This is a genomic window from Amycolatopsis echigonensis, from assembly GCF_014174495.1.
GTDB lineage: Bacteria > Actinomycetota > Actinomycetes > Mycobacteriales > Pseudonocardiaceae > Amycolatopsis > Amycolatopsis echigonensis.
This window is the reverse complement of sequence record NZ_JACJHR010000081.1, coordinates 21302-39109: the sequence shown is the minus strand read 5'-3', so window position 1 is coordinate 39109 and position 17808 is coordinate 21302. Positions and strand designations below refer to the sequence as shown.

Annotated in this window: 16 protein-coding genes; 4 read left to right on the top strand and 12 right to left on the bottom strand. The window is 71.6% G+C overall.

The annotated features are described in order from the left end of the window. From H5411_RS37385 to H5411_RS37350, 8 genes are all read right to left on the bottom strand, one after another. The coding region (locus tag H5411_RS37385) for a PPE domain-containing protein (RefSeq protein ID WP_416333242.1) at window positions 1-759 on the bottom strand (759 nt) is incomplete at its 3' end. A gap of 11 nt (window positions 760-770) precedes the next feature. Next, window positions 771-1250 carry a hypothetical protein gene (locus H5411_RS37380; protein ID WP_244194905.1) on the bottom strand — a complete coding sequence of 160 codons (480 nt, stop codon included), beginning with the start codon at window positions 1248-1250 and terminating at the stop codon, window positions 771-773. A 2-nt stretch (window positions 1251-1252) separates the two neighbouring features. After that, window positions 1253-2104 carry an ESX secretion-associated protein EspG gene (locus H5411_RS37375; RefSeq protein WP_101440480.1) on the bottom strand — a complete coding sequence of 284 codons (852 nt, stop codon included), beginning with the start codon at window positions 2102-2104 and terminating at the stop codon, window positions 1253-1255. 375 nt (window positions 2105-2479) lie between these two features. Beyond that, window positions 2480-3166: a flavin reductase family protein gene (locus tag H5411_RS37370; RefSeq protein WP_101440481.1), complete on the bottom strand. Its 687-nt coding sequence runs from the start codon at window positions 3164-3166 to the stop codon at window positions 2480-2482. A 128-nt stretch (window positions 3167-3294) separates the two neighbouring features. Next, the gene (locus H5411_RS37365) at window positions 3295-4110 is read right to left on the bottom strand and encodes an FAD binding domain-containing protein (protein WP_101440482.1); all 816 of its coding nucleotides are present in this window, start codon (window positions 4108-4110) and stop codon (window positions 3295-3297) included. Then, window positions 4107-4583 (bottom strand): (2Fe-2S)-binding protein, encoded by a 477-nt coding sequence (locus H5411_RS37360; protein ID WP_101440483.1) that lies wholly within the window; start codon window positions 4581-4583, stop codon window positions 4107-4109. Before H5411_RS37360 ends, H5411_RS37365 begins: the two co-directional genes overlap by 4 nt. A gap of 1 nt (window position 4584) precedes the next feature. After that, complete coding sequence (locus H5411_RS37355; RefSeq protein ID WP_183126513.1) at window positions 4585-6837, bottom strand: xanthine dehydrogenase family protein molybdopterin-binding subunit; 2253 nt, start codon at window positions 6835-6837, stop codon at window positions 4585-4587. Window positions 6838-6997: 160 nt separating this feature from the next. After that, the gene (locus H5411_RS37350) at window positions 6998-7762 is read right to left on the bottom strand and encodes a sulfite exporter TauE/SafE family protein (RefSeq protein WP_101440485.1); all 765 of its coding nucleotides are present in this window, start codon (window positions 7760-7762) and stop codon (window positions 6998-7000) included. 207 nt (window positions 7763-7969) lie between these two features. On the opposite strand from H5411_RS37350, the gene H5411_RS37345 reads away from it, so the two are divergent. Beyond that, window positions 7970-11065 carry a discoidin domain-containing protein gene (locus H5411_RS37345; RefSeq protein WP_101440486.1) on the top strand — a complete coding sequence of 1032 codons (3096 nt, stop codon included), beginning with the start codon at window positions 7970-7972 and terminating at the stop codon, window positions 11063-11065. Here H5411_RS37345 and H5411_RS37340 read toward each other — a convergent pair. Beyond that, window positions 11049-11684, bottom strand: a complete 636-nt coding sequence (locus H5411_RS37340) for a GTP cyclohydrolase II (RefSeq protein WP_101440487.1) — start codon at window positions 11682-11684, stop codon at window positions 11049-11051. The genes H5411_RS37345 and H5411_RS37340 overlap by 17 nt on opposite strands. A 99-nt stretch (window positions 11685-11783) precedes the next feature. Here H5411_RS37340 and H5411_RS37335 point away from each other — a divergent pair, with 99 nt between their 5' ends. Then, entirely contained in the window at window positions 11784-12932 is a 1149-nt protein-coding gene (locus H5411_RS37335) for an epoxide hydrolase family protein (protein ID WP_101440488.1), read from the top strand. On the opposite strand, the gene H5411_RS37330 is transcribed toward H5411_RS37335, so the two are convergent. The 3 genes from H5411_RS37330 to H5411_RS37320 form a co-directional block, all read right to left on the bottom strand. Then, window positions 12929-13660 carry an FHA domain-containing protein gene (locus H5411_RS37330; protein WP_101440489.1) on the bottom strand — a complete coding sequence of 244 codons (732 nt, stop codon included), beginning with the start codon at window positions 13658-13660 and terminating at the stop codon, window positions 12929-12931. The genes H5411_RS37335 and H5411_RS37330 overlap by 4 nt on opposite strands. A 106-nt stretch (window positions 13661-13766) precedes the next feature. Further along, the gene (locus H5411_RS37325) at window positions 13767-14591 is read right to left on the bottom strand and encodes an FHA domain-containing protein (protein WP_101440490.1); all 825 of its coding nucleotides are present in this window, start codon (window positions 14589-14591) and stop codon (window positions 13767-13769) included. Beyond that, on the bottom strand, window positions 14588-16384 hold the full coding sequence (locus tag H5411_RS37320; RefSeq protein WP_158242590.1) for a serine/threonine-protein kinase: 1797 nt from the start codon (window positions 16382-16384) through the stop codon (window positions 14588-14590). Before H5411_RS37320 ends, H5411_RS37325 begins: the two co-directional genes overlap by 4 nt. Before the next feature lie 151 nt (window positions 16385-16535). On the opposite strand from H5411_RS37320, the gene H5411_RS37315 reads away from it, so the two are divergent. After that, a complete protein-coding gene (locus H5411_RS37315) occupies window positions 16536-17303 on the top strand; it encodes a right-handed parallel beta-helix repeat-containing protein (protein ID WP_101440492.1) in 768 nt (255 codons plus the stop codon). Window positions 17304-17480: 177 nt separating this feature from the next. Next, window positions 17481-17750, top strand: a complete 270-nt coding sequence (locus H5411_RS37310; protein WP_101440493.1) for a DUF3040 domain-containing protein — start codon at window positions 17481-17483, stop codon at window positions 17748-17750. Window positions 17751-17808 lie beyond the last annotated feature (58 nt).

The following is a 17808-nucleotide window of genomic DNA, read 5'->3' as shown; positions in this document are numbered from 1 at the left end:
GTCGTTGTAGGTCTTCATGTCCGCGGCGTAAGCCACGGCGTACACGGCCGGGTCCTTGATCGTCATCAGGACTTTGTTCGCCTCCTGCGGCGAAAACTTCACCGGCGGGTTGGCGTTCATCGCCTTCTGCGTCTCGTTGAGCGCCTGCGAGTGGACCTCCTGCTGGCGCCCGGTGAGCGTCGCTCCCTGCGCGGTGGTGCCGAGCCACTTGCCGACGTTGGCGAGGTGCACGCGCGCCGCGTCGCCGCCGGCGCCCTTCCAGTTCGAGGTGCTCGCGTTGATCGCGTCGCCGAGGTTCTTCTGGTGCGCCGCCAGCTCGTTGCCGATGCGCACCCACTCCTCCGACGACTCGGCGACCGCGGCCGGGTCCGCGTCCGAGGTGATGACGTCGACCATCTGCTCGTGCGTCGCGTTCTTCCAGTCGGTGTGCGGGGCCGCGCCCGGGTCGCGCATCTCCAGGTCCTTGCCCAGCTGCTGCTTCGACTCGGTCAGGTTCCGCTCGTACATCTTCTGGATCAGCTCGTCGCGCAGCTTCCCCTGGACCTTGGGGAACAGCCAGCCGTTGAACATGAGGTCGACCTTGTTCGTCGCGTCCTCGCGCAGCTGGTCGCCCGAGGCCACGTCGTCCGGGCGCACCGGCCCGATGAAGTACTTCGACGACGGGTCCAGCGTCGGGTTGTAGAGCCCGCTGTGCGGGTCGTAGTCCGTCGAGCTCGGATCGGAGACGGACTCGGCGGTCGGTTGCTTCTTGTCGGCCACTGGTCTCCCCTTCAGCCCTGGTCGCCGGCGGTGCGGTGGATGCGCTCGAAGGTCTCCCGCGAGCTGTGCTCCCGCTCCTTGTAGTTCTTCTTCGCGAGCTTGATCGCCTCGACGTAGGTCGGGAACTCGTCGCGCGCCGCCTGCAGCTGGGTGAGCAGGCCCTGCGCGTCGCGCGCGGTCTCGGCCATGTGCCTGCTGACGAACTGCCCGGCCGGGCTCTTCGACATCGCCGGGACCTCGCCGACCTTCTGCAACGCGTTCCAGCGCGCCTGCAGGGCGTCGACCACGCCTTCGAGCGCGGCGATCATCTTGTCGCCGGTGCTGTCGTCCACCGCGAACGATCCGCGCTCGGCCAGCGTCTTCAGCTGGCGCGCGGGCAGCAGGTCCCTCGTGGCGGCCACGGGGGCCAGCCTCGCCTGCATCGCCATCGGTGCCTCGTCGGTCATCGGGACCTCGTTCTCCTCGTGAACTGTGGCCGGGTCGGGGGACATGCTCAGTAGACTTCGGACACCGCCTGCCGCACGGCCCGGACGAGATCGCGGTGCCCGGCAGGCAGGTACTCGGCGGTCAGGTCGCCGGCCTCGCTGACGGCCGACTTGATCAGGTAGCGGCCGTCGGCGGTGTCGAGCCAGCCGATCGGGGCTCCCCCGCGCCGTTCGCCGTGCCGGCCCCACCCGCTCGCGACGATGTGCCCGCCGCCGAGCCGGGGCTGCGCCAGGACGCGTTCGAGCACCTCGACCCCTCCGGGCGCGGCACGGGAGACCCGCGGGTCCGGGCGGCGCGGCTGCACGCGCCCGCTGACCTCGATCATCCCGAACGCGTCGGTCTCTTCCTCGTCCTCGGCCTCCTCGGCCCGGCGGCGCGCGGTCATCGCGGACACCTCACGCTCGGCCGCCTGGCGGATGGTGTGCGCGCCGGTGCTGGCCGGGCGGGCGCGGGGCAACACCCCGGCGACCACCTCGACGAGCTCCTCGTCGTCGAAGAGCGAGAACAGCAGTTCGTCGGTCTTCGCGTCCTGGGTGATCCCGAGCGCCTGCCTGCCGTCGCTGAGCGCGACCACCGCGATGTCCGCGCCGAGGCCGTCGATCCCGCTGACCGCGACCGACACCCGCGGCTTCGCGAGCAGCTCGAAGGCGGTGCGCACGTACGGGCTCAGCTCGTCGCCGACCGAGAGCCTGCGCTCCTCGATCGCGTCGTTCACGATCTTCGCGACCCGCACGAACCGGTCCGGTTCCGCGGGCACGGAGCCGATCCGGAGCGGGAACTGGCGGATGTTCCCGCCCGTCGCCTCCGCGATCACCAAAGCTTCGACGACGTCGAGAACGAACTCGAACCTGTCCGCCATCCCGAGGGCATCCTTCCCACAGCCGGGTCGGGCACGGCCGCCTCGGCGCTCGGGCGAGCGACGCCGAATTGCCTTGCCGTGCCTGGGATTCGCAACGGGGAAAGACTATCAGCCCGGCAGGGGCGGGTGATCACCACGGGGACGGCTGCCCCAATGTACCGAGGGCCGTGTCCGAAGAGACACGACCTGCGGTTTCGCCGCGCGCGGCGCTTGACGCGCGGCCCGGAGGCGGCGGAAATTCCCGGGTGCGAGAAAGCCGACAACGGGCCGCCGCGGATCGCGGCGGCCCGTTGTCCTGCCCGGTTTTACCGAGTTGTTCTCCTGTTCTTCGCCATCGTTTCGCCGGTTCGTTGCTCCACAGTGGACTGGACGGCGTCAGGAGACGCCGCGCGCCCGTTCGATGTCCGGCGAGCGGTACATCCGCTCCGGGATGCGCGCCAGGGTCGATTCGTGCACCTGCGGCCCGAGCCCGTACAGCTTCTGGAAGCTCATGATCAGCGGCCGCCACGCGTCCGGGTCGATGCGGTCGTCGGCGCCCGGCATCCGGATGTCGTCGTGCACGAACACCCGCTGCACGCGCACTTCCAGCCCGACGATCCCGCCGCGCTGCGCCTCGTCGTCCTCGGCGAACGGGTGCACGGACTCGAGCACCGCTTCCATCGCGACCGGGCATTCGGCGACCCGGGGCGGCGCGATGGTCTCCGACGGGACCGGCGTGAGCCCCGCGCGGCCGAATTTGTCCGCGACGTGGAAGTAGCCGCGCTCCTGCTTGCGCGGCGGCACCGGATCGGAGCCGGTGGTCAGCGCCAGCCGGTCCACCGCGGCGGCCATCGCCGACGACGGGAGGTTCAGCACGCATTCCCGCGTGCGCAGCAGGTTGAGCGTGGTCTTCGACCGCGCGCCGAGTCCGAGCATCGCGCGCCAGCCGAGCCAGAATGCCGACGACATCGGGGCCAGGTTGGCCGAACCGTCCTCATTGGACGTCGAGAGCAGCACCACCGGGGTGCCGAAGTAGAGAATGCCGGGCTCGATCGCGGTGTGCGGAGGAAAAGTCGTGTTCACACCGCTCAGTCTGGCCACCGTCGCCCGCACCCCGCTGGCGGAAATCGGCCGTCGCTTTCCGGTCCCGGACAGCCCGTGAAGGACTCCTTGCGGGAATCTGATTCCCCCAAGGAGTCCTTCACGGACAGCTAGGCGATGCCCGCCGCGGACAGCGCGCGTCCGGTGAGGACCCGGGCGAGGTGACGCCGGTACTCGGCCGTGGCGTGCGGTTCTTCCGGGGGCGAAGTGCCCTCCGCGGCCAGTTTCGCCGCCTCCGCCGCGGTGGCTCCGTCGGCCAGCGCGCGTTCGGTGGCCGACGCCCGCAGCGGCGTGCCGCCCATGTTGATCAGGCCGACCGAGCGTCCGACCACCGCGACGCCGACGATCGCCCAGTCGATGGCGCGGCGGGTGAACTTCTCGAAGCCCCAGCCCAGCCCGGCCTGGCTCGGCAGCCGGATCTCGGTGAGCAGTTCGTCCGGCTCCAGCGGCGTCGTGAACGGACCGAGGAAGAACTCCGCGGCGGGGATCCGCCGCTCCCCGTCCGGTCCGCGCGCGACGAGCGTGCCGTCCGCCGCGAGCACGGCCGCGGGCAGATCGGCCGCCGAATCGGCGTGCACCAGCGAGCCGCCGATCGTCCCGCGATGGCGCACCTGCGGGTCGCCGACGGAACCGGACACGTGCGCGATCAGCGGCGCGTGCTCGGCGAGGACGGGGTCGCGTTCGAGGTCGTGGTACCGGGACAGCGCCCCGATCACCACCTCGTCGCCCTCGGTCCGGACGAACTTCAGCTCCCGCAGCGGCGCGATGTCCACCACGACCTCCGGCGCGGCGAACCGGAGTTTCATCAGCGGCAGCAGCGAATGCCCGCCCGCGAGCAGCTTCGCGTCCTCGCCGTGCTCGGCGAGCAAGGCCAGCGCTTCGTCCACAGTGGACGCTCGCCGGTAGGCGAATCCGGCCGGGATCACTGCGCCACCTCCTGCCCGGACGCGTCGATCACGGCGCTCACGATGTTGTGGTAGCCGGTGCAGCGGCAGAGGTTGCCCTCCAGCGCGGCGCGGGCCTCGTCGCGCGTCGGCTTCGGGTTTTCCTTCAGCAACGACACCGTCGCCATCATCATGCCGGGCGTGCAGAACCCGCACTGCAGGCCGTGCTGCTCGCGAAACGCGCGCTGCACCGGGTGCAGGCCCTCTGTGCCTGATCCGGAGGCCAGACCCTCCACAGTGGTCACTTCGTGCCCGTCCGCCTGCGCGGCCAGCACCGTGCAGGATTTCACCGATTCGCCGTCGAGCAGCACCGTGCACGCCCCGCAGGACGTGGTGTCGCAGCCGATGTTCGTGCCGGTGAGGCCCGCGGTGTCCCGCAGGTAGTGCACGAGCAGGGTGCGGTCGGGCACCTCCCCGGCGATCGTCTTCCCGTTCACCTCGATCGAGACCCGCACGTCAGTTCGCCTTCCTAGCGTCGTTCAGGGCCGTCCACACCCGCAGCGGGGTGGTCGGCATGTCCAGGTGCCGCACGCCGAGGTGGGCGAGCGCGTCCACCACCGCGTTGTGCACCGCGGGCGTCGACCCGATGGTCGCCGCCTCGCCGATCCCCTTGACCCCCAGCAGGTTCCGGGTCGTCGGCGTTTCCATGTCCACCAGTTCGAAATCGGGCAGCTCGGGCGCGGTGACGAACGAGTAGTCGGCCAGCGTCGCCGTGGTCGGGTTGCCGTCCGCGTCGTAGCTCATCACCTCCAGCAGCGCCTGCGCGATGCCCTGGCCGAGCCCGCCGTGCCGCTGGCCGCGGAAGGTCAGCGGGTTCACGATCGGACCGGCGTCGTCGAGCGCGACCAGCCGGAGCACCCGCACCTTGCCGGTTTCGGTGTCCACCTCGACGACCGCGAGGTGCGCGCCGAACGGGAACGTCGGCGCGCCGTCGCCGAACCAGACGTCCGCGGTGAACCCCTCCGCCTCGGCGGCGACGCGGGCCCAGTCGAGCGTCGTGCTGGACGGCGCGCCGCGGACCTGCCACACGCCGCGTTCCACGTCCAGCTCCAGGTCGTCCGGCGCGGCCTCGAGCAGGTCCGCCGCGACCTGGCGCGCCTGTGCCACGACCTCCTCGGCCGCCCGCCGGATCGCCGAGCCGCCGAGCTGCAGCGAGCGCGAACCGAACGTGCCGATCGCGCGCGGGACCTCGTCGGTGTCGCCGTGCCGCACGGTGATCTTGTCCATCGGCACGCTCAGCTGGTCCGACAGCAGCATCGCGAGCGACGTCCCGAGCCCCTGCCCGTGCGGGGAACTGCCGGTCCACGCGGTGACCGAACCGTCCGGGTGCACGTCGACCCGGCCGCTCTCGCCGCCCGCGTCGCCGCCGGTGATCTCCACGTAGGCCGCGATGCCGAGCCCGAGCGCCACCGGGTCCCCGGCCTCGCGGCGCTTCTTCTGTTCCTCGCGCAGCCGCGCGTATCCCGCGGCCTCGAGCACCTTGTCGAGGGCCGCGGCGTACTCGCCGGTGTCGTAGGAGCCGCCAGTCGGCGTCTGGTAAGGGAATTCTTCCGGACGGATGAAGTTCACCCGCCGGACGTCCGCCGGGTCCATGCCGATTTCCGCGGCGAACAGGTCGATCGCGCGCTCGACGGCCGCGGTCGCCTCGGGACGGCCTGCACCGCGGTAGGCGGCGATCGGCGTGGTCGTGGTGACCACGCCGCGGCTGCGCGTCTGCACCACCGGGAACCGGTAGACGCCCGGGGCCATCAGCTCGGTGAGCGTCGGCAGGAACAGCGCACGCGGGTACGCGCCGGCGTCCTGGAGGACGTCGAGCCGGTACGCCAGCACGGTTCCGTCGCGCTTGCCGCCGATGGTCACGGTGTTGCGCTGCGCGCGGCCGTGCGTCATCGCGGTGAGATTCTCGCTGCGCGACTCCGCCCATCGCACCGCACGCCCGGCGCGCTTCGCCGCCCAGGCGAGCAGCACCGCTTCCGGATCCGCGCCGATCTTCGCGCCGAACCCGCCGCCGACGTCCGGCGCGATCACCCGCACCAGGTCCTCGCCGATACCGAGCGCGCCGGCCACGATGCTGCGGCCGATCTGCGCGTTCTGCGTGGAAAGCCACAGCGTGACCCGGCCGTCGTCGCCCCACGCGACGGACGCCCCGCGCGGCTCGACCGGGGCCGGGGCCACGCGCTGGTTGAGGATCTCCTCGGTGACGACGACTTCGCAGTCCTCGAACACGGAGTCGTCGAACTCCTCCGCACCGTGCGTGTGGACCACGTTGGTGCCGTGGTCCGGAAACACCAGCGTCTCGTCGGCGAGCGCGGTGTCGAAGTCCGCGACCGCATCCAGCGGGTCGTAGTCCACATCGACCAGTTCGGCCGCGTCGGCGAGCTGGTACCGCTCCTCCGCGAGCACCAGCGCCACCGGCTCGCCGACGTACCGCACGACGTCCTTCGCCAAGAACGGCTCCGCGACCGGCCCCGCCTTGCCCGGTTCGAGATCGAGATCGGCCGCGGTGTACACGCCGACCACGCCCGGCGCGGTGCGTGCTTCCTCCACGTCGATGCCGACGATCCGCGCGTGCGCGATCGGGCTGCGCACGAAGACCGCGTGCACGGCGCCGGCCAGCGCTTCTTCCTTGAGGTCGTCGACGTACGTTCCGCCCGCGGTGATCAGCTTCTCGTCTTCGACGCGCACCACCCGGGTGCCGACAATGCTCATCTGTCCTCCTGCTCGGGTACCCCGCCGACTATGCCCGCATGTGCCGCCCCGCGTCAGCCTGAAGAGGTTTGCCACGCCGAAACTGCTGGAAGAGGGAGACGCACGGGCTGGCGGCTGACTCCGTTCGGTGACCAGCGCATCTCGACGGCAGCGACCAGGATCAGCCCGAGTAAGCCTGCCATCCCAAAACCACCGCCAGGCAAAGCCCTCCCAAGCCGATCGCCACCCGCAGCGGCGTGGCAGGCAGGTAGCGCACCAGCACCGAGCCCAGCCACGAGCCCGCCACTGAGCCCAGGCACACCGCGATCGCCGCGGGCCAGAAGACCTTGCCGGTGAAGGCGAAGACCAGCGCGGCGATCAGATTCGCGGTGCCGGTGGCGATGTTCTTCGCCGCGTTCGTGCGGGCCAGCGCCTGGCTCCACACCGTCGTCAGCAGCGCGAGCATCAGCACCCCGGCCGCGGCCCCGAAGTACCCGCCGTACACGCCGACCAGGAAGGCGGCGATCCCGGTGAGGGGGCCGATTCCGCGGTGTTCCTGGTGCTCGGCCATCCGCCGCAGCCGCGGACCGGCCATCAGCACCACCGACGCGCCGCCGATCAGCCACGGCACGACGACGGTGAACGCGTCCGGCGAACTGACCAGCAGCACGAGCCCGCCGCACGCCCCGCCCGTCGTGGTGATCAGGCACAACGGCAGCAGCCGGCGGCCCTGGCCCTTCAGTTCCGGACGCGCGCCGACCGCGGCTCCGGCTGTCGTGCCCAGCATCGCCACCGTGTTGGTCATGTTCGCGATCACCGGCGGAAGCCCGGCGGCGAGCAGCGCCGGGTACGACACCAGCGACGCCAGGCCCGCGGTCGCGCCGGTCAGTCCGGCTCCGACCCCCGCCAACACGAGCAGCAGGAAGCCGCCGAAGCCGATGATCACGTTGTCATCTCAACACGCCGGTCCCGGCGGTTCGCGGCGGGGGGAGGCGATCCGGAGCAGCGCTCCCCCGGCGAAACGTATAGGGCGTTATACAATTTGGTCCGCCGTTGTCCGAAACCGGACGGAATCGTCCGGGAGGGTTGCCCCGCCGCCGAGCCGCCGCACAGAATCCGCGCTGACAAGGTTGTCACCACGGGAGGACGCGGGATGGACGGGTTCACCCGGCGGCAAGCGCTCGGTCTCGCCGGTGCGGGAGCCGCGGTCCTCCTGGCCTCCGGAACAGGGGTCGCCCGAGCGGCGACCCGGCCCGCGCCGGATCCCGTCGCCGCGACCTACCTGCGAGTCCTCCTCCGGCACACCCGCTGGGCCGAGCAACAGTTCGACCCCGCCGCCGGGATCTACCCCGCCCGCGACTTCACCTTCGCGGTCGTCCTCGGCAACGCGTTGCTGCTGACCCGCGACGGTTACGACGCCGCCGTCGCCGGGGTCGACCGCGAAACCCTCCGCGCGCACACCCTCGCCACCATCAAGCACTTCGCCGCCTCCAACCGGCTCACCGGCGGCGCCGAATGGGGCCGGACACTGTTCTTCGACACCACTTTCCAGTCCTACTTCCAGCTCGCCGCGCGTCTCTTGTGGACAGAGCTGGACGCCGCGACGCAGCGGAACGTCGAACGCATCGCGACCGAACAGGCCGCCTACACGACCAGTCTCGGCACCGGCAACGACCCGGCCTCCGGCGACTGGACGCCCAACGGCCTGCGCGGCGGCTACGTCGGCGACACGAAGCTCGAGGAGATGGGCGTCTACGCGCAGTCGCTCGCCCCCGCGCTCGCCTGGGCTCCGAACGATCCGCGCGCCGCGGAATGGCGCGCCGCCTTCGGTTCCTGGAGCCGCAACGAAGGCGGCCTGCCCGCCGCGGATCTGGCGAATCCCCGGCTCGTCGACGGAAAACCGATCAGCGACAACACCGCGACCAACCTGTACGACACGTTCCTCGTCGAGAACCACGGCTCGTTCGGCCCGCACTACCAGGAAGAACTCTGGCGCACCTCCGGCCGCAACGCGATGCATTTCCTCACCGCCGGCGTCCCGCTGCCCGAGGTGCTCACCGCGCAGCCGAACGGCGAACTGCTGTGGCGCACCATGCTCCTGATGACCAGCGACGCGGGCGAACCGCTGATGCCGATGGTCGCCGACCGCGAACACCTCTACGGCCGGGACGTCATCCCGCTGGCCTTCCGCGCGCAGGTGCTCGGCGACCGTCACGCCGCCTGCGCGGAAGCGCAGCTGGCCGCGCGGCTGGAGCCGTACCAGGCATACCCGCCGGTCGACCGGATCACGAAGTTCTCCGGCGAACCGAAGTACGAACCCGAAGCCCGCGCCGAACTCGCCATCAGCTATCTGCTGCACGAATGGCGCGCCGAGCACGGAGGCCCGATCAGCGCGGTGCGCAAGGAGGAATTCGACGCCCACGCCGCTCGCGCCGCCGACTTCGGCTTCGGACCGGGACTGCTGGCCCACCGCTCCCCCGCTGCGTGGGCGGCGACCGTCACCAAACCCGGCTTCGTGAAATTCGCCTGGCAGCCGAACCACGACGACTGGCTGTTCGTCCTCGGCGGCGCCAACCCGATGCTGCTGCCCGCCACGAACATCGCGGTTCGCGAACGCCACGCCACGACGTACCGCAAGATCCGCGACGGATTCGACGGCACCGTCGGCGTCCTGCGGTTCGACACCGGATACGCCGCGCTCGCCACGCTACCCACCGGCACCGCGGTCTACGCCAGCACTGGCGTCGCGCCGGACGAAGGCGTGCTGAACGTCTACAACCTGACTATGCCAGGCGTTCCCGGTCTCGACGGCGACCGCACCTACACCACCGCCGAGGGTTCGGTGACGCTCTCGGCGCCATCCGGCTCAACCGGCGACCGCACGGACGACCTGGCCTTCCCCGCGGTGACCGCGCGGTACGTGCGGATGCTTGGCGTGCAGCCGGATCCGCAGTACGGCTACTCGCTCTGGTCATTCGAAGTCCACGACGGCGACGGACCCGACCTCGCCCGGACCGGAACCGCGTCCGCGTCCTCGGCCACGCCGGGCAAGGAGGCGAAGTACGCCACCGACGGCGATTCCGCCACCCGCTGGGCAGTGTCCACATCGGACCGCCCGCGAGCGGACAGCTGGCTGGCCGTCGATCTCGGCGCGACACGTCGGTTCGATCGCGTCCGCCTGAGCTGGGAGGCCGCCGCCGGACGGAAGTACCGAATCGAAACCTCGCCCGACGGCGCCGCCTGGACCTCGATCGCGACCTACCCGGCACCCGCGCTGCACAGCACCGGCGGCTGGCTGGACATCGACGGCCGGGCCGGGATCGTCGTCACCAGCCCGAATCCGCTCACCGTCACGAACGACCACGTCACGCTGTCCGCCGGTCCGCCCGCGCCGTTCGCGGCCGAGCTCTACGCCGGCCGCGCGGATCTGCCGACGCTCACCCAGCGTGCTCGCGCCACCGCCGCGGGCATCCACGCGAGTGTCACGGACGATTTCCTCGTGCTGGCAAACCTTTCCGGCACCGCCGCGACCGGAACTGCTTCCCTGCCCCAGGATCGCACCGCGCTGCTGCTGTACCGAGGCACGCAAACAGTCACCACGTCCGGCAGCTTGTTCAGCTTCGAGCTGGCCCCCGGTGAAGGCCGGATCGAACCGCCTCGCTTCACCGTGCGCGGCAAGTCCGGCAGTGCCGTGCCGCCCGGCCTGACCGCGGCAGTGCACGATGCCAGCCGGGTCGATCTGACCGCGCCGCCCGGACTCCTCCCGGCGGTCGTAACCGTGACGCCGACGGGCGGCCGTCCGCGCACCGTCACGCTGCCACCAGGCCACACCGTGCCTGTCGTCTTCGCCGAAACCCGGCCCTATCCGCTGAACGACCACGCCCTCGGAGCCGCGACTTTCCCGGCCGAACCGCTGCCGCCCGGGATGACCAGCCCGGACGCCGCCGTCGACGACGACCCGGAGACAGCGTGGCAGCCCGGCCCGGGCGGCCGGATGGTGACAGACCTCGGCGCGCCGCTGGAGGTCGCGACCGTCGAACTCTCCTGGACGGCCGGACGCGTACCCGCCACCGTCATCGAGACCAGCACTGACGGCATCACCTACACCGAAGCCGCCCGCCCCGACCGGAAACGCACCGCTTCCGTCGCCCTCACCCGACCAGTCCGGTACTTAGCGGTCCGCACCCTGGACTGGCGACCGGGCGACGCCGGCCTCACCCGGGTCTCCGCCCTCACACTGCCGAACTAGCCGGCCAGTCCTCGAACGGCAACGCGAGCGTGTGCCCAGTCTGCTCGGCTTTCGCCCGCAGATACCGGACGTTGTTCTCGTTCGCGAAAACCCCGGTGCGGACCTGCTCGCGCACGTCGATGCCGTGCCGCGCCAGCTGAGCCACCTTGTCCGGGTTGTTCGTGAGCAGATCCAGCTGCTGGACGCCGAGCACGGTGAGCATTTGCGCGGCGGCGGTGTAGTCGCGCGCGTCTTCAGGCAGGCCGAGCGCGGCATTCGCCGCATAGGTGTCCAGTCCGGAATCCTGCAGCGCATACGCGTCGAGCTTGTTGTACAGCCCGATTCCGCGACCTTCCTGGCGCAGGTACAGCACGTACCCGCCGACCTCGGAAATCCGCGCGACGGCCTCCGCCAGCTGCGGTCCGCAATCGCAGCGCGCGGAGTGGAAGACGTCGCCGGTGAGGCACTCCGAATGCAGCCGCACCAACGGCACCGGACCGGGTTTTCCCAGCACGAAGGCAACATGTTCGAGCCCGTCGGACAGTCCGGCGAACGTGACCGCCTCGGAACCGACCGCGGGACCTTCGCCGAACCGCAGCGGGATCCGCACGCGGGTGCGCACTTCGGGAACCGTCGTCATCGGGCTGCTCCTCTCCCCTCGGGCCATTCCGACCCTACCCAGAACCGCCGACAAAACCGCGGCGACGGAGTGCGGCCAAGGTCACGTAGGCTCGCGGGCATGGCCGACCGCCCGGAATTGTTCGTCCCCGAAACCGATCCCGCGCAGCTCGCCGACCTGCGCGCCCGGCTGCGCGCCACCCGCTGGCCGGACGCGCCGGAAGACGGCTGGGCGCTCGGCGCCGACGTCGGTTACCTGCGCGAACTGATCGCCTACTGGGCGGACGAGTTCGACTGGACGAAGCAGGAGTCCGCGCTCGCGCGACTGCCGCGCTACCGGGTCCGGCTCGGCGGGTCGCGGATCCACTTCGTGCACGCTCGCGCGGTCGCGCCGAACGGTCCGGCGCTGCCGCTCGTGCTGACCCACGGCTGGCCGGATTCGTTCTGGCGGTACTCGAAAGTCATCCCGTTGCTCGCCGACCCCGGCGCCCACGGCGGCGACCCGGCCGACGCGTTCGACGTCATCGTCCCGGACATGCCCGGCTACGGGTATTCCGACCGCCCGACCGGTCCCGCACCCGATTCCGTCGCGGTCGCCGGGCTGTGGGCCGAACTGATGACGGTCCTCGGCTACGCCCGCTTCGCCGCGGCGGGCGGCGACATCGGCAGCAGCGTCAGCCGTTTCCTCGCCCTCGACCACCCGGACCGGGTCGTGGCCGTGCACCGGATGGACGCCGGACTGCCCGCGTTCGTCCCGGACGATCTGACGCCCGAGGAACGCAGCTGGCTCCAGGACGCCACGGCCTGGGGCGCCGCCGAGGGCGCGTATGCCGGGATGCACCGCACCAAACCGCAGACCGCCGCCGTCGGCCTCACCGATTCGCCCGCCGGGCTGGCCGCGTGGATCGTGGAGAAACTCCGTGCGTGGAGCGACTGCGGCGGCGACGTCGAACGCGCCTTCACGAAGGACGAGATCCTCACCAACGTCACGATCTACTGGCTCACCGGCACCATCGGCTCGGCCATGCGGATGTACCGGGCCAACGCCGCGATCCCGCCGGAACAGCACGCCCGGCGGGTCGAAGTGCCGTCCGGTTTCTCGCTGTTCCCGGCCGACCTCGCCCGCGCGCCGCGCGCGTGGCTCGACCGGATGGCCAATACCGTCCGCATCACCGAACCGGAGCGCGGCGGGCACTTCGCGCCGTTCGAGGAGCCTGAGCTGTACGCGCGGGAACTCCGCGACTTCTTCCGTCCGTTCCGAACCGCCTAACTCCCCCACGTAGACGGCATCCATCCCTCCTGTCCCGCCGGCGGCAACGCAGGCGACAGCAACGCCAGATCCGGCGGCACGAGCACCGCCGCCGATACCAGCGCCGCCACCAGATCGTCGTCCGGCGCCCCAGGCCGGAACCGGAACCGCACCGAATCCAGCACCCCCGCCACGACCTCCGCGGTCCATCCGCCCTCCGGATCGAGCGCGGACAACCGATGCGCGGCCAGCGAAACGGGCACCGGACGCGGCCGTTCCTCGCGCCGCAGGAATCCCCGCGCCACCATGGCGAGCACGAACCGTTCGTCCGGCCGCAGCCGCCCGGCAGGGACCGGCGACGGCGTCCCGTCGGCGATCCGGATCTCCAGCACGTGCTCGCGGTCCCCCGAACCGCGCGCGTACACCGGGAGATAGCCGGGCGGCAGCGGAACCGGCGCGGCTCCGGCGAACAGCAGCCGGGACCGCGGCAGCCGCAGCGGCACCTTGCCGGTGGCCCGCACCCACCACCGGCCCGCGTGCCGCTCCACCGCTCCGTGGCGGCGGCTGACGCGGCGGTCGTCCTCGCCCAGCGGCACCGTCACCTCGGCGGTGTTCCGCCCGAACGTGACCGGACCCCGCCCGGCCGGCGGCACCAGGACTCCCCCCGCGCGTCCCAGCACCGCCAGCGTGCCCGGCGGAGACGCGAACCCGAGCGCCAGGCTCGGGTGCCCCGCGGGCAGCGTCCGCATCGCCTCCCCTGCCACGGACCCCCCCGCGGAGCCGCTGCCGGACCCCGGCCGGGCGGCCGCGAAAGCCCGCCGGGGGCGCGGAGCCGGATCCGCCGCGCGTCCCGAGTCAAGCAGGAGAGGCCGGGACCCCTCCCGGATCGTCGTCGGGCTCGAGCAGCGCCAGGTCCGGCGGGACCAGCGACGTCGACAGCAGCAGTTCCTTGATCAGGTTGTCGTTGAGCGCGTTCCCGACCGGTTCGCCGACCTCTTCCCGGGTCAGCCCGGCCACCCCGGCGCGGGCCAGCCGGGCGCGCACGGCGCCGACGAGGTGCTCGACGCGCTTGCTGCTCCAGCGCGCCTCCGGTTTCAGCTCCGACAGCTGCTCCGCGACCTGCCGCCACGCGAGCGGCTGCGGATACTTGTCCTGCAGCAGATACCGCTGCGCGAGCGAGACGAGGACGAGCCGTTCGTCCGGCGTGAGCCGCCACATCCGCGGCGGTTCGGTCACGTCCTGCGGCCGCGAATCCGGGCGGCGGCCGTCCGCGCCCGCGACGTACACCTCGAGCAGATGCTCGCGCCCGGCCGAACCGCGCACGAACGCCGCCGTGTAGCCCTCGGCCAGCGGCACCGGTTCCTCGTCCGGGAACAGCAGCCGCGAACCGGGCAGCCGGATCGGCAGCCTCCCGGTGTTGTGGATCCACCAGGAATCGCGGCGGCGCACCAGGAATCCCTGTTTCCGGCTGACCTTCCGGTCGTCCTCGCCGACGCACACGTGCACGTCGTCGCGGTTGCGCCCGAACAGCACCTGCCTGCCGTCGCGCGGAGGCATCCGCACGCCGCCGGTGACGGCGAGCGCGAAGATCGTGCCCGGAGGGGAAGGCGGGACGCCGTGCGCGAGGCTGCCGTGGTCCGGGCCCAGCTCTTCCGGCGTGCCGCCGGCGAACGCGGTCATGTCTTCGGCAGCTTTCCGGCCAGCGAACCGGCCAAGGCGGACACCGGCGCGCAGAGCCGGTCGGGCGGCCCGTCCCCTTTCACCACGACCAGCAGCCGTTCCACCCGCGGGTCCCCGTGCGCGTCGGTGTAGGTACGGTAGACGAGGACCGCCTGGCAGCTTCCCTCGGCGAAGCCGTCGGTCTTGAGATACGCGTCGTGGCCGCCGACCCGCACAAGCCGGCCGGTCGTGCCGTCCGGCGGCTGATCCCGGTCGAACAACACGGTCACCGAGCGGCTGGCCGCCGGGCTGTTCCAGTCGCACCGCCAGCCGCCGAAGCCGGGCTCCGTCCGGACCGGCGCGCCGACTCCGGCCGCCGAAGCGACCGTGCCCGCGTCGAGAAGCGAGCACGCGTCCGCGTACGCCAGGGAACCCGCCGGGAACGCCGTCGCACGCGCCGGAACCCCGGCCGCCGCCATGGCTTTCGTCGCCGAACCGACCGCGGTGTCAGCGGCCTGGCAGAGGTTGAGCTGGTATCCGTTGTCTTGGGACACCGTCACGTGCACCAGAAACCGGTCCTGCAGCTGGATCAGCCGCTCGCACTGGTCTGTCGGCGGAGCGGCGAACACCGTGAACGGCCCGGATTTCGACTGCGCGCCCTCCGGCGCGGCGCCGCCCACAGGAGGGCTCTCCAGCTCCACCTTGACGTCCGCCTGCAGGTCGCCGCGCCGCAGGACCGCGTCACAGCGGTTGAAGTTCCCGTAGTCCGGGACCGTTTCCGGGTCGCCGAACGGCCTCAGCGGAGCGGCATCGACCAGCCGGCACGGGTCCGCGGCCCGCGGGTCGGGACCGATTCCGAGTTTCGCCTGCGCAACCGGCGCGGTCGGCGGAGCGGCGGTGGTTTTCGCCGGGCGCGTCACGAAATACGCGGTGCCCACGATGGCGACCGCCGCGACCGCCACCCCGGCGATCAGCAGCCCGCGCCGGTTGCGCCGCCGCCGCGGCACCTCAACCGGCAGCGCGTCGATCCCCTCGGCCAGCAGTTCCCCCGCCGACACCGCGGTCGGCCGTTCGGCGGGATCGCGCCGCATCAGCAGTTCCAGCGTCGGCGCGAGACCGTCCGCGTGCCGCGCACGCGGGACCGCGCCCTCGGCGACCCGGCGGATGGTGGCGTACTCATTGCCGCCCGAGAACGGCGGCGAACCTTCGACGGCGGCGAAAAGCGTTGCCCCCAAGGAAAAAACGTCCGACGCCGCGGTGGGCGGATGCCCTTGCGCGACCTCCGGGGCGAGGTAGTCCGGCGTACCTCCGATGAGCGGCGAATCCGTCACCGTCTCGTCCGTGCGGACCGAGCGGGAGATCCCGAAATCGGTGAGCTTCGCGCGGCCGTCCGAGGCGATCAGGACGTTGCCCGGCTTGACGTCGCGGTGCACGATGCCGTGCTCGTGCACCGCGCCGAGCGCCGCCGCGATCTGCACGCCGATCTCGGCGACCGTGTGCGCGGGCAGCCGCCCTTCCGCGGCGAGGATTTCAGCGAGACTGCGCGACGGGACGTACTCCATCACCAGCCACAGCTCGTCGCCCTCGGCGGCGACGTCGAAGAAGGTGACCACGTTCGGGTGCAGCACCCCGGCCGCCAGCCGGGCCTCGCGGCGCAGCGTCCGCCCGCTCACCACGTCGGACAGCCGGGCCTGCTTGAGCGCCACCTCGCGGTCGAGCCGGTCGTCGCGCGCCCGCCAGACGACGCCCATGCCGCCGCTGCCGACGCGTTCCAGCAGCCGGTACCGGTCCGCGATGAGCTGGTCCGCGTGCACCGACGCTCCCCTCGGCGTGGTCCGACCCCTGTGAGGTAACTCGCAGTAACGATACTGCATCGCCTCCGTTCGCAGAAAGCGGCCCGGGACCCCTCCCGTCGTCCGGACCTACCTTCGCCGCGTCCCCCGACCGAGCGAAAGAAGGAGACCGATGCGCGCCCTCGCCCTCGCCGTCACCGCGGTCCTGGCCGTTGCCTTCGCCCCGTCCGCACAGGCCGCCGGGCCCCGGCTGCACCTCACCGCGGGCGGCACCCCGGATCAGCCGCGCGTGTACTCCGGCGGCGGGCAATCCGTCCGCGGCATCGACGTCGACGCCGACTGGGTCGTCGTCGACGGATTCACCCTCGACAGACCGTCCGCGCCCGGCGTGGAAATCCGCGGCAATCACGTGACCCTGAGGAACACCAGAATCACCGCCCCGCAAGGCGGAGACGGCGACGGCATCCGCTTCTTCGGCGATTACCTCGCGATCGAGCACAACACCATCAGCCGGACGTCGAACCGCGACGGTGCGCACGCCGACTGCATGCAGACCTTTTCCAGCGACAGCCCGCCGAGCAACCACGTCCGGATCGAAGGGAACCGCTGCGAGAAAATCGACAACATGTGCCTGATGGCCGAAGGCCCGAACGACGGCGAGGGCGACGGAAAAGGCCACACGACGGATTTCCTGATCAAGGACAACTTCTGCGAGACGCTGGTGGCTTCGCAGACGCTGATGTTCGAGGACGTCCAGCAGGCCACCATCACGGGCAACGCCTTCGCCGCGGGGCCCGATCACGCGATCGGCCTGGCGATCCACTCCACCGGCGCCCGCGTCGAAGGCAACCGCGTGGACCCGTCGATCCCCTGCGAGCTCGGCATCGACGATTCGTCGCGAGAGGGCTACGCCGGGCCGGAGCCCGCGTGCGCTCCGTGACTTTTGCGGACCTTTGCGGACCTTTGTGGACGGTCCGGCCGACCGCGCACCGTGACCGAAACCGCCGGAATTCGCCCGGATTCGGACAGTCGGGTGAATCCGAAGTGACGCGGTTCACCAGGGGACAGGGCGGGTATCTCCCCGATGACGGCACGCGGGCCGCCGAAGGAGAACTCCATGCTCAGTCATCACGAACGCGTCGAGCTGGACAAGATCGAGCGCTGGTTCGAAACCAGCGACCCGGAACTGGCGGCCGCCCTGCGCCGCGGCAAACCGGCCCGCTCCGCCGTGCTGCTCACCGCGTTCGCGATCCTGCTGGACGTCGCCGCGTGCGGCCTCCTGGTCGCGGGAATCGCCGGATCGAGTCCGGCGCTGACGGTCTGCGCCCTGTTCGCCGCGGCGGGCGGGGTGGCCGCGCACCTGGCCCGCTGCCGCGACCGCCGGTGACCGGCTGATCCGCTCCGCCGGACTCCCCGCGGTGCTGGTCCGCGTCCGCCCGTGACGG